This window comes from Allocoleopsis franciscana PCC 7113, from assembly GCF_000317515.1.
Lineage (GTDB): Bacteria > Cyanobacteriota > Cyanobacteriia > Cyanobacteriales > Coleofasciculaceae > Allocoleopsis > Allocoleopsis franciscana.
In genome coordinates this window covers 6263629-6276339 of the sequence record NC_019738.1, presented here as the reverse complement: position 1 = coordinate 6276339, position 12711 = coordinate 6263629, and the positions used below count along the sequence as shown (strand labels likewise).

8 protein-coding genes are annotated in these 12711 nt (G+C 47.4%); 3 read left to right on the top strand and 5 right to left on the bottom strand.

The features are described 5' to 3' along the window. Positions 1-475: 475 nt before the first annotated feature. Both dnaK and MIC7113_RS25720 read left to right on the top strand, forming a co-directional pair. On the top strand, positions 476-2395 hold the full coding sequence (dnaK, locus tag MIC7113_RS25725; RefSeq protein WP_015185130.1) for a molecular chaperone DnaK: 1920 nt from the start codon (positions 476-478) through the stop codon (positions 2393-2395). A gap of 348 nt (positions 2396-2743) precedes the next feature. After that, positions 2744-3874, top strand: coding sequence for an RRXRR domain-containing protein (locus MIC7113_RS25720; protein WP_041780225.1), 1131 nt, complete (start codon positions 2744-2746; stop codon positions 3872-3874). Between the two features lie 269 nt (positions 3875-4143). Here the strand turns inward: MIC7113_RS25720 and MIC7113_RS25715 are convergent, their stop codons facing one another. From MIC7113_RS25715 to hemW, 5 genes are all read right to left on the bottom strand, one after another. Continuing rightward, entirely contained in the window at positions 4144-5349 is a 1206-nt protein-coding gene (locus MIC7113_RS25715) for an HhoA/HhoB/HtrA family serine endopeptidase (protein WP_015185128.1), read from the bottom strand. Between the two features lie 197 nt (positions 5350-5546). Further along, the gene (locus tag MIC7113_RS25710; RefSeq protein ID WP_015185127.1) at positions 5547-7826 is read right to left on the bottom strand and encodes a CBS domain-containing protein; all 2280 of its coding nucleotides are present in this window, start codon (positions 7824-7826) and stop codon (positions 5547-5549) included. A gap of 471 nt (positions 7827-8297) precedes the next feature. Continuing rightward, positions 8298-9248 (bottom strand): fused MFS/spermidine synthase, encoded by a 951-nt coding sequence (locus MIC7113_RS25705; protein ID WP_015185126.1) that lies wholly within the window; start codon positions 9246-9248, stop codon positions 8298-8300. Positions 9249-9371: 123 nt separating this feature from the next. After that, entirely contained in the window at positions 9372-9824 is a 453-nt protein-coding gene (locus MIC7113_RS25700; RefSeq protein WP_015185125.1) for a hypothetical protein, read from the bottom strand. A gap of 162 nt (positions 9825-9986) precedes the next feature. Then, entirely contained in the window at positions 9987-11249 is a 1263-nt protein-coding gene (gene hemW / locus MIC7113_RS25695) for a radical SAM family heme chaperone HemW (protein WP_041781282.1), read from the bottom strand. 361 nt (positions 11250-11610) lie between these two features. Between hemW and MIC7113_RS25690 the strand changes: the two genes are divergently transcribed. Continuing rightward, positions 11611-12690, top strand: coding sequence for a PIN/TRAM domain-containing protein (locus tag MIC7113_RS25690; RefSeq protein ID WP_015185123.1), 1080 nt, complete (start codon positions 11611-11613; stop codon positions 12688-12690). Positions 12691-12711 lie beyond the last annotated feature (21 nt).

Genomic DNA, 12711 nt, shown 5'->3' with positions numbered 1-12711 from the left:
GCAGCCAGCCATTCTTGAGGCTTTAAATTTTGGCGATCGCATCCCTTTCCATCCGATTCAGTACAAATGTTCTTAATCAAGGGATAACTTCATTGTTGATCAAAACACAGTGAAGGGAAGGTAAAACTCGCTCAAGGCGGCAAACACAACTGATTAATTACGGTTCACCCCAATCCCTGATGCCCCTAACTTTCATACATTAGACACAGTGAAAGCGATTGGTCATAAAAAGTTACCGATAGCCATTCATTTCTGAAAGAAGTGGCAAAAGCCATCACCTTTTCAGAACCGTCCCATCTCAGGTTCGGGAACCCCCCCTTCATGAGACAGGTGGAAAGTGCTCAGTATAGAGAATGGTAGCAGAGCCAATGGTATTGAAATGGGAAACAACTGCGGGTTGAATTCTTAAACGGTTCAATTTTGATGCTCCCCTGCCCAATCCTTATTTGTAGTTAAACGAAACTGGAACACTCTTATGGCAAAAGTTGTTGGAATTGACTTAGGTACAACGAACTCCTGCGTCGCCGTAATGGAAGGTGGTAAACCGACCGTTATTGCTAACGCAGAGGGGTTTAGGACGACACCGTCGGTTGTAGCCTATGCCAAAAATGGCGATCGCCTAGTCGGTCAAATCGCCAAGCGTCAGGCGGTGATGAACCCCGAAAATACTTTTTACTCTGTCAAACGCTTCATCGGGCGCAAACATAGCGAAGTCACCCATGAGGCAACCGAAGTTTCTTACAAAACCCTCAACGTCAACGGTAACGTCAAAATTGATAGTCCTGCTCAAGGCAAGCAATTTGCGCCCGAAGAGATTTCGGCTCAAGTGCTGCGTAAGCTAGTTGAGGACGCCAGCAAATACCTGGGTGAAACGGTGACCCAAGCCGTTGTTACTGTTCCGGCTTACTTCAACGACTCTCAGCGCCAAGCCACCAAAGATGCGGGTAAAATCGCTGGTGTTGAAGTGCTGCGGATTATCAACGAACCGACTGCCGCGTCTCTCGCCTACGGTTTAGACAAGAAGACTCAAGAAACCATTCTGGTGTTTGACCTTGGTGGTGGTACCTTCGACGTATCTATCCTTGAAGTTGGCGACGGTGTGTTTGAAGTATTAGCGACCTCTGGTGATACTCACCTAGGGGGTGACGACTTCGACAAGAAAATCGTTGATTACCTCGCTGCAACTTTCCAGAAAGACGAAGGCATTGACCTACGTAAAGACAAGCAAGCGCTGCAACGCTTAACCGAAGCGGCTGAAAAAGCGAAAATCGAACTTTCCAGCGTTACCCAAGCTGAAATCAACCTACCCTTCATCACGGCAACCCAAGATGGCCCGAAGCACCTGGATTTGGTGTTAACTCGTGCCAAGTTTGAAGAACTCTGCGCGGACTTGATCGACCGTTGCCGCATCCCTGTCGAGAACGCGGTGCGTGACGCCAAAATTGACAAGAACGCGATTGATGAGGTCGTCTTGGTTGGGGGTTCCACCCGGATTCCTGCGGTGCAAGAATTGGTCAAGCGGGTGTTAGGTAAAGAGCCTAACCAAAGCGTTAACCCGGATGAAGTGGTCGCTGTCGGTGCGGCTATCCAAGCCGGTGTATTGGCTGGTGAAGTCAAAGATATCCTGCTCCTTGATGTCACACCACTGTCTCTGGGTGTCGAAACCTTGGGTGGTGTCATGACCAAGATTATTCCTCGCAACACGACTATCCCCACCAAGAAGTCGGAAACCTTCTCCACGGCTGTGGATGGTCAAACCAACGTTGAAATCCACGTTCTTCAAGGTGAGCGTGAGATGGCAAACGACAACAAAGACCTAGGTCTGTTCCGTCTAGATGGTATCCCACCGGCTCCTCGTGGCGTTCCCCAAATTGAAGTGATTTTCGACATCGACGCCAACGGTATCCTCAATGTTACCGCGAAGGACAAAGGAACTGGTAAAGAGCAATCGATCAGCATTACAGGTGCTTCCACTCTACCCAAGGACGAAGTGGAGCGCATGGTGAATGAAGCTGAAAAGAATGCCTCTACTGACAAAGAGCGTCGTGAGAAGATTGACCGTAAGAACCAAGCCGACTCCCTCACTTATCAAGCTGAAAAACAGATGAGTGAACTGGGTGACAAAGTTCCCGCAGCTGACAAGACGAAGGTAGAAGGGTTAATCAAAGACCTGCGTGAGGCGGTTCAGCAAGAAGACGACGAGCGGATTAAAACGCTGACTCCAGAATTACAGCAGGTACTCTACAGCATCAGCACCAACCTGTATCAACAAGCCGGTGGTGATGCAGATGGTGGCCCCACACCTCCGGGTGCAGGCGGTTCCGACACAGGCGCAGGCGCAGGGAGTTCCGGTGGTGATGATGTGATTGACGCTGAGTTCTCAGAAAGCAAATAAACTGTGAGGATTAGAGGTTAAGGCTGGAGTAATTCAGTCTCTAGCCACTGAAACCTCTAATGAAGTCAAGGGTTGATAGGTAGCGTTCACAGAGTTTGTGAGTACACCTGTTAACCCTTTTGCTTTGGACTTCAATAACCCCCACCTGAAGAGCGCGAGGTGGGGGAGTGAGAAGCCAGTCTCACTGAAACATTGAATAGCCCTTGAGCCGAATCCTGCTACGCACATCAAGAGTACTTCTCTAGCTCGGATTATCTGCAAGCCTCCTGGTTAGAGGCGTTGGGCACAAGCCAAGCATGTTGGATTCGGTGGGCGAAGAGACAATTACTCGCGCATAGGTTTATCACGATGCTACGAATTCCAGTTGTATCACCAGAAGGAAAGCCATTGATGCCAACCAAACCGAGCCGCGCACGTCGTTGGATTCAGGATGGATTGGCGGTAAAAAAGTGGTCAGACTTAGGGGTGTTTTATATTCAGTTAATCAACCAACCATCAGGAGAAAAAACTCAGCCTATAGCAATAGGCATTGACCCTGGTAAGCACTATTCGGGTATTGGAGTGCAGTCATCCAAAGTGACGTTATTTATGGCTCATTTGGTGCTGCCATTTCAGTCAATCAAAGACCGAATGGAGCAGCGTCGAATGATGAGACGCGGACGTAGAGGGAGACGAATTAATCGGAAAGCTCCCTACAACCAAAGGGCGCATCGTCAGAAAAGATTTGCTAATCGCAGAGGCAATAAACTGCCTCCAAGTGTTCGAGCTAATCGGCAATTGGAGCTAAGAGTTGCTACTGAGTTATGTCAGATCTTTCCGATTAGCCAAGTTGTCTATGAGTACATTAAAGCTGATGTTGACTTAACCTCTGGACGCAAAAAAGCTCGTTCAGGCAATGGATTCTCACCTGTGATGGTAGGACAAAAATGGATGTTAGAGCATTTGTCTAAGCTTGCACCTACATCTACTCTGTACGGATGGGAAACAGCAGCTATTCGACAGCAGATTGGATTAGTTAAGGAAAAGAAGGATAAATCTAACCAGTCACCCGAAACCCATGCTGTCGATGGAATAAGTCTGGCATCAAGTCAGTTTATTCAGTACCGACAACTTAAAGGTAAGCAGGGATGGTGGGATGGGTTTGTGTCTATAACCCCAGCCCCATTCGTTGTGATTCGTCGTCCACCAGTCAGTCGTCGCCAACTACATTTAATGATTCCTGCAAAAGGAGGAAAACGTAGAAAATATGGGGGTACAACTACTCGTCATGATTTCCGTAAAGGCGATTTAGTTAAGGCAGAAATGGCGGGTCGGGTTTGCGTAGGGTGGGTAAGTGGAGACACCCAAAAACAAGTAAGTGTTTCTGATTTGAATTGGAAACGATTGGGGCAGTTTACTGCATCTAAAGTCCAGCTACTTTGTCGCGCAACAGGGTTGCTGGTTAGCCCACTACGTTATTGTCAATTGCTGGGGTATTGAACCCCAATAATTGACCTTGTTTCCTCCCCCACCTGCTGCGCGAGGTGGGGGTGTCCACAAGGAGGTTTTTGATGAAAGCTGGGATGCTAAACCGCAAATCTCCACAACGGCGACGAAGGCTGGCAGCTTCGTAGGAAAAGCACAGTATTTTTATTCCCTATCTTGATGCAGCTTGAATGCACATAAGCTTATACCCAGTTGCCGTCAAAAATAGCCGACTTTTGCCGCCGATCCTTAGCTCCCCAGCTCTCTGGGAACGCCACTTCGTATTACTCTTCTGATGACTCCGTCGGGAAAGCTCCAGGTCGGACTTGGAGCCTTTGTCTGTTACCCTGACGAGACACTTCAACATCTAAATTGGCTCCCACCGTACTGACTTCAACCTGCTGTTGTACCTCTGCTGCACTCTTAATAGGTTTACCAGCCACTTTTTCGATCACATCTCCGGGTTGAAAACCCGCCTGAGCGGCTGGTGAGTTTTTGGCAACGCTGACAATGACGACACCGGTGTCTCGCGTTACTTTGACCCCGAAACTCTTGTCTTCATTCAGTTCTTTCCTTAAATCTGGTGTTAGCGTTACCATCTTAATGCCCAAGTACGGATGCTCAACCCGACCTTTAGTGAAGAGCTGATTGGCAATTCGCTGGGCGGTTTCAATCGGGATGGCAAAGCCTAATCCCTGAGCACCAGCACGAATGGCTGTGTTAATTCCAATTACTTCACCTTTGGCATTTAACAAAGGCCCTCCAGAATTACCAGGGTTAATGGCGGCATCCGTCTGGATAAAGCTCACCCGTTTTTCGGGAACACCGACTTGAGAACTAGAGCGATCCAACGCACTGATGATGCCAACCGTTACCGTGTTATCCAAACCCAAGGGATTGCCGATCGCGATCGCCCACTCCCCTGGAATTAGCTTCTGGGCTGTTCCTAAACGAACGGTGGGTAAATTCTTCGCCTCAATTTTGACCACAGCCACATCGGTGACTGAATCTACACCTACCACCCGTCCTGAAAACGTCCGACCATCCTTCAGCGTCACTTTCACATTATCTGCACCTGCAATAACGTGAGCATTGGTAATCAAACGTCCATCTGAGCTGATAATAAATCCTGAACCAGTTCCTCGTTCCACCCGTTGTTCAGGAGGGGGCGTCTCATTCCCAAAAAAGCGCCGGAAGAAGGGATTTTTGAACGGTTCTGGAACATCTTTGGATGAGAGTTTACGCGCTGAATCAATCCTCACAACCGCTGGCCCCACGAGCTCTACAGCCTGAGCAATAAAGTTGACGTTGGCGTCGGGAGCAGGAATGGATGACCTAGGCGGCAAGGGCTGCAAGACAGCGGGAACTGCCTGTGGGGAGCTTGCCACCTGCTGCTCTGCCATGAGATAACGACTACCCAACACCCCTGCACCCCCGCCTATGCCTAGCAAAGTCAGATAAAGGGTTAGCTGCTTTAGGGATAAACTCATGGTTTTGGAAACTCTACGCTAGCTTTTGCTTTCTTATTACTTCCACTCTACTCAAAAAAGCTTGGGTTAAGCGAATAAACTGATGTGCCTTTAATTGGCATAATCTTCTCCCCCAGCCTTAAGAGCTTCTTAACCTTGGCACTTGAATGCCGAGTAGCTTACTGTGTAAAGTTTTCCATTGGGGTGGCTGACAAATGTTATACCTTAGAGTCTTCAATAAAAGACGACTTCAAGCTGTCTAGGACAAATCCTGTCGCCGGATTTCGTTGTGCAATTGGAATTTCAATCACAAACTCAGTGCCTTGCCCTAGGGCAGAAATACACTTGATCTGCCCACCATGTTTTTTCACCACAATCTGATAGCTAATTGACAAACCCAAGCCTGTACCTTTGCCAACCGCTTTTGTTGTAAAAAAAGGGTCAAATAAATGTTGACATACAGACTCTGTCATCCCCGAACCATTATCGGCGATTCGGATCACCGCGTGCAGGGTGGACATGGGTGGTGTTGCCATCCGATCGGATGGCGAGTCAGCAATCGACTCTTTACTCCTCACTTCCTTAAGCCCCGTGCGAATGGTAATGGTCGGGGCATGGAGGGAATGTTGAGAATTGCAATTGGCACAATGTGCACTCAGGGTTCTCAATTCTTCTAGGGCATCAATTGCATTGCTCAAAAGATTCATAAAGACCTGGTTAAGTTGCCCTGGATAACACTCCACTAGGGGCAGATTGCCATACTCTTTAATCACTTTAATTTCCGAACGCCCAGTTATTGCTTTGAGCTGATTCTGTAAAATCAATAAAGTGCTATCAAGTCCCTCGTGCAGATTAACAAATTTCATCTCCGCTTCATCCAAGCGAGAGAAATTCCGTAAAGAGAGGACTAAATCTCGGATGCGATCAGCTCCCAGCTTCATGGAACTGAGTAGTTTAGGTAGGTCGGTTCTCACAAAATCTAGGTCAATCTTTTCGGCTTTTTCCTGAATTTCTATGAGGGACTGGGGATATTGCTGCTCATACAGTTGCAGCAAATCCATGATGTCTTCTATGTATTGACTGGCGTAAGCAATATTGCCGTAAATAAAATTAATGGGATTGTTAATTTCGTGAGCTACACCCGCAACCAACAAACCCAGCGCTGACATTTTTTCGGTCTGAATTAGCTGCGTTTGATAGGAGTGCAGTTCTTCGAGAGTCAGTCTTAGCTGGGTTGCCTGTTGTCTCAATTTTGCTTCACTTTGCCGCAGTGCTGCCTCTACCCGTTGGCGTTCCAAAATGTCTTGCTGTAACTGGGCATTGGCTTGGGTTAGCTGTGCCGTCCTCTCCTCAACCTGTATTTTTAAGTGATCATGCGCCTCTAACAGAGCTAATTCCGCACGTTCGCGTTCAACAATCTCATGGCGCAGTCGTTCATTGGTTTTCTTTAACTCAGCCGTTCGTTCTTCCACTACCTGTTGTAAGACTTCAATCACCCCATACATATCTGCTGGGTTCAGCACTTGTAGCAGACTGGTTTGGGAAACAATGCCAATTAATTCTCCCTCGCTACCAATGACAATTAAGCGTCGCACATGATGGCGATGCATCTCTTCATGAGCGTGCCACAAAGAATCGGAGGGACGTAGACAAAAGAGTGGTGTACTCATCACATCTTGAGCAATCATGCGCGACAAATCCAGTTCCAATGCCTGAAACTGCACGATGTCTCGTTCTGTGACAATGCCAACGGGAATGAGAGATTGAGAACTGGAAATTGGGAATGAAGAATTAGAATGTTGAGTGTTAATCTCTTGCAGTTTTGTTTCTTCGGTAATCACCACACAGCTAACTTGATGTTCTGTCATCAGTTTGGCTAAATAGAGCACGGAAGAATTGACAGAAGCATGAACAATCTGGGTTGTCATCACATCTTTGACATACCGCAGTCGTGTCAGCAGATTGACGGGTTGCAGAGCACGGCGAATACTGTCGTGGGTGACAATTCCCACCGGTTGCCCCTGTTCATCCACAATGGGGAGGTGGCGAATGTGGTGTTGACGAAATAGCCCAAGTGCCGTGAAAACATCATGTTCCTGTGATTGTCTCAGCGTCACCGGAGGTCGTGTCATCACCTCAGCCATGTTGAGGCTTTTTAAGCAAATACCGTCAGCCGTTAGCCTGACAATATCTCGTTCTGTGAAAATCCCAATTAGCTGCAATTTTTCAGTTACCAAGACGCAGCCATCTGCTGTATCGCTGAGCTCAAAAATTGCGTTTCCTGCCTGACCCATGCAGTCAATCTCAGTTCTGTCCCTGTTCACTTCATAGGGGTTTTTGTGGAAATTGCGATCGCCATCAGGCAGCATACAGCTCCGAAATTGACTCATCAACGCTAAGACATCAACCAGTGGGGTATCGGGTGCCACGGTCATAAAATGAGTGTCAATCGCATGAGTTAAAGCTAATGACTGAATGGACAGGCCATTAGGCTGCATGAGTAATTTCCAGGTATTAGCGTTGATGTTGCATGGCTATATTCGCGTAGGGGTTCTTATTCCCCTTCAAGGTTGTCGTACTGTCAACCACAAGCCATTCTTTGGCTTTTTTAGGATGGGATCGCTACGCTAGGAGTAAGAGTATTTGCACCCTGAGAGAATGGAATTTTAAACAGTACAGGTAATGTAGGCAATTGTACGCTGTGGTACAGTAACAGGTAGGTTAATTTTTTAGCTATTGCAATAAATCCTTACATTCTGGTAACCCATTTTGACAATTTTCAGGTCGTGAAGTAATGGGTCATCAGTTGTTGATCACCCATTACCTATTACTGAAATAACGCCCCAACGATTGCCAATGTTTGCAGTAGGCAGCCAAACGCCCAGTTTTTGTCCTGTCCTGATTCATGGCTGGGCTAAGGCTCACCCAGGCTAGCTAAGATGAAGCGCACACTTATGCCAGAGGTAGCTTCAAGCCTCTGCTCCGCGTGATCCTTTTCCAAAAAACTTCGGTGGTTCTTTCAGAGTATAGACCTGAGTTTCTTGGGCGATCGCATGACGGATATGAGCAGGGGTTTGCAGAAGTCCCAACAGGCTCATCCCATCAATTAAGCGAAAGCCACCTGTTGTTTTTTCGCTCAACAACTGGTCGATTGTTGCAGGATCGGGTTGGGTAGCAATCGCTTCGGCTGAAGCAATCGCAAAACCCCAAGGTGCACCGTAGCTAGGGGTATGAGAGCTATAGGAATGAACGTGAGGAAACACGGTACTCAGAGTTTTCACCAAACGAGCGTGTAGAGTCAGTTCCACAGGAGAAACAGAGCCAGCTTGTAGCACGAAATATCCGCCCGGTGCGAGCACTCGCTGCACTCTCTCAAAATACTCTTTCGTAAACAGTTGAAACGATGGTCCCTCTTCAATCGGGTCAGAGAGGTCTGATATCACAATATCCCACTTCTGATCCGTCGTATCTAACACTTCCAGAGCATCACCAATCACCAACTTGGTACGCGCATCCTCAAAGGCATTTTGATGCATCTCCAGCATGTGTTCGCGGCAAGCCTCTACCACCTCACCGTCAATGTCCACCATCATCGCCTGTTCAACCGTCTTCCACCGCAGAATTTCTCGTACTGTAGCGCCTTCACCGCCTCCCAAAACGAGAACATTCCGAGGATTTCCATGACAAATCATCGCTGGATGGACAAGGGGTTCATGGTAGAGAAACTCGTCGCCTGTACAAGATTGCCATTTTCCATCCAACACTAGCCCTTTGCCATAAGCACCCGTTTCAACGATGTACATCTCTTGGTACTCGGTTTTTTTGTAGGCCAGAACTTTTGTTATGCCATGAACATAGATATCCCAAGGCGTGATGTACTCGCTCACCCACAAATCTGCACCAACGTTACTGCCAGCCATAAAATACCCTCCTTTTCCGTAATTGGCACAAATAGCCATTATTACAGAACAAGGTTAAATTTCTATCTGGCTGACGGAAAGATTGAGTTTAGGGCTTTAACTCTATACTGAATGATCAGTGTTCTATAGGTTATCAAACAAGGTTAATAGCTGGTCAAAAATTTCTTCCCCCGCACGAGTTTGCAGAATTGATTGGGCTAATGTGATTAATTGAGCATCTGGCTGCTTATCGCTCTCAATCAATTTACTCGCGGGATAGAAGGTAAGGTCATCGGTTCGCATTTCATTAGTTCTGCCAGTTTGCCAGCCAAAAGTGCGTGGATTCCACGAAAGTGATTTACCACGTAACGTAAATTGAAACCACTCTATTTTCCCCTGACGTAGTTCCACAAACACATCAAAATAAGGCTCCCCACCCTGGTACCAGATTCGACGTGTGCCTTCCTCCTTGGTGGGGGTTAATAGCTTTTGATCGATAAGTCTTAGGGAAGCACCCAGTGCCGTAATCTCATCTTGATCCATGAGCGTAATGATTTTGTGTCCAGCAGCCTGGTTCATCCAGTAATACTTAACCATGTCGGAGGCGGCATTATAGCCTAGCAATATCTATAACTTGATACAATGTTGCGACCTGTTGTTCCGGATGTGTAATTCCAATCCAGCGTTTTGTAATTTTGGCTACACAGTCATTTTGACCCACTCAACTAAAGCTATCAATCATTTCATTTAGTTAAGACTTTAGTCTAAATTCTTAAATAAATCAGCGAGAACTGTATTGGAAAATAAGAATCCTTCTGGGTCACTTAGCCTTAGCCGTCCATTCGAGGGCAGTTTTTGGGGGTTTGGCTGATCAATAACGGCTCTATCTTCCTCAACCACTTCTATCCAGCCCTTGTAGAAGTAAGGGTGTAAAGCCGTCCAAATCGGTTCTAACGTCTTATCTCCAAACTTCTGAATTAGGGTAGATAAATTGACTCCTTCTGCTAAACGTAGTCCTAGCATGAGAGTTTCTAACAGAACATCTGTTTCGGATAGCTCCGGCTCATCTAGGACACCATCCGCTTCAATTAATTGTTGTACCCAAGCATAATAGTCCCACCGAGTCCGAGGACGAGTGAACCGACGACCTTGTACATAGCTAGCCGCTCCCATGCCAAAACCATAGTAGGGTCGGTTTTCCCAATAGACTCGATTGTGACGGCACTGATGACCGGGCAAAGCATAGTTAGAGATTTCATAATGCTCGTAACCCGCACGGGTGAGAATTTGCTGCGCGAGGCGGTACATCTGGGCGGCGGTGTCATCGGTTGGCAGGGGCTTTGCACCCGGCGCGTACTGCCGTCCAAAGGCGGTAACGGGTTCAATAATCAGGTCATAGCAGGAAATATGGGTGGGGGCTAGCTGAACTGCCGTTTCCAGGGATTCCTGCCATTGATCTAAGGTTTGATGGGGTAAGCCAGAAATCAAATCAAGGCTGAAGTCGGGAACCTCTACTTGGCGCAGTAAATCCACAGATGCAAAGATATCTGTAACGTTGTGCGATCGCCCACAAGCCTTCAACAATTCATCCTGAAACGCCTGAACCCCCAAACTGATTCGATTCACCCCGGCAGTCTGGTATCCTTTAAGCTGTTCCAGGCTGAATGTTCCTGGGTCTATTTCCATGGAAATCTCGGCTTGATGGGCAATCCCTAACTGTTGGTCAATGGTTTGTAAAATGCGTCCTAGCTGTTCTACCGATAGCAGCGACGGCGTCCCACCGCCAAAGAAAACGGTGTCTAAAGAGCAGCCAGACGCTACTGTTGTGGCAATTTCTTGGCACAATACACCCACATATTGCTCGATGGTGCCTGAGGTACTCCCCGTCGCTTTGTCGCCCACCACAGAAACCGGAAAATCACAGTAGTAGCAGCGGCGTCGGCAGAAGGGAATATGGATATAGGCAGAACGAGGAGCTTTAGAATGAATAACTTTCTCAGCGTTTTGTAATGAATTGACCACTTTCTTTTCGCCCTCAGGCTTCAATGATGACCCTAATTCTGAAGACTTGATTAACACTGATGAATAAAATGAGTTTCTTGCTCGGATTTAGGGCTAGACAAGTCCAACTCAAAAAATTTCAGTTCAGGGCTGCCATTATAGATGCACCAGTAAAGCTGAAGTGAGAAATACAGTTTGAGGTAGACAATCTAAAGATTAAATATTGTTGCTCGTTATACCAGTAAATTGGAAGTTTATCTAAGCCGATCGGCACAAGGAGACAAAATGAGGTGAAAGATATAATGAATCTGATTGTCGAATATCATTCTTTTGTCTATTCAATTCCTTATGGAATATCACCCAAATTACTTGGATTGGAACGATGCTTGATTTTGTCATCATTCTTTTATTCATCCTAGCAGCAGCAGGGATCGGGTTCGATGCCGTTGAATTGCTGCCTCACTCCGCCCAGGCTCAGGTTTCCAATGTGGAGGCGTTACGCTGGGTCACAGCGGGCTTTGGTGCGATCATTGGATTTGCGGTGGGCTTGATGGCGCAGGTAACCTACCGTCGCTTCCAAGCGCAAGTTCGCAAGATGCCCATCGAGGTGCTTTTGACTCGAGCCGTTGGCTTGGTACTGGGACTCCTGATCGCCAACTTGATGCTGGCACCCATTTTCTTAATACCCCTCCCCTTGGATTTTGGTTTTATTAAGCCCCTGGCTGGGATTTTGGGCAGTGTCATGTTTGCCTTTTTAGGAGTCAGCTTAGCCGATACTCACGGTCGAGCGCTGTTGCGGCTAATTAACCCCAACAGCATAGAATCCATTTTGGTGGCAGAAGGCACCCTGAAACCCTCTTCTAGCAAAGTTTTGGACACGAGCTGCATTATTGATGGTCGCATCGAAGAACTGCTGAATACAGGTTTTGTCGAAGGACAAATTCTGGTCTCGCAGTTCGTCTTGCAGGAGTTGCAGCAACTGGCTGATGCCGCCAACGATCAAAAACGAGTTCGAGGACGTCGTGGCTTGGAAATCCTCAATCGGATGCAACAAGCTTATCCAGACCGTTTGGTGATTCACCCGGCTGATTATGAAGACGTTAACACCGTAGATGCTAAATTGGTGCGTTTTGCCCAGGATATCAATGGCATCCTAGTAACGAACGACTACAACCTGAGTAAAGTTGCCAATTTACAGAAGGTACCTGTACTCAATGTGAACGACCTGGCTCAAGCCGTGCGTCCGATTTATCTACCCGGCGACAGTATTGAGTTAAAAATCCTCAAGGAGGGCAAAGAACCGTCGCAGGGAGTAGGCTATCTCAACGATGGGACAATGGTTGTGGTTGAAGAGGGGCTGAATCACCTTGGTGGCGAACTGCGGGTTGTTGTCACATCGGCGTTGCAAACTTCAGCAGGGCGGATGATTTTTGCCCGACCCCAAGCTTCGGTTGCGGCTTGAGGCGATGAGTCGTTTAGTTCA

What these genes read in the sequence shown, in the direction of transcription:
- dnaK (WP_015185130.1), top strand. Translation starts at nt 476, where the DNA reads ATGGCAAAAGTTGTTGGAATTGACTTAGGTACAACGAACTCCTGCGTC.
- MIC7113_RS25720 (WP_041780225.1), top strand. Translation starts at nt 2,744, where the DNA reads ATGCTACGAATTCCAGTTGTATCACCAGAAGGAAAGCCATTGATGCCA.
- MIC7113_RS25715 (WP_015185128.1), bottom strand. Translation starts at nt 5,349, where the DNA reads ATGAGTTTATCCCTAAAGCAGCTAACCCTTTATCTGACTTTGCTAGGC.
- MIC7113_RS25710 (WP_015185127.1), bottom strand. Translation starts at nt 7,826, where the DNA reads ATGCAGCCTAATGGCCTGTCCATTCAGTCATTAGCTTTAACTCATGCG.
- MIC7113_RS25705 (WP_015185126.1), bottom strand. Translation starts at nt 9,248, where the DNA reads ATGGCTGGCAGTAACGTTGGTGCAGATTTGTGGGTGAGCGAGTACATC.
- MIC7113_RS25700 (WP_015185125.1), bottom strand. Translation starts at nt 9,824, where the DNA reads ATGGTTAAGTATTACTGGATGAACCAGGCTGCTGGACACAAAATCATT.
- MIC7113_RS25690 (WP_015185123.1), top strand. Translation starts at nt 11,611, where the DNA reads ATGCTTGATTTTGTCATCATTCTTTTATTCATCCTAGCAGCAGCAGGG.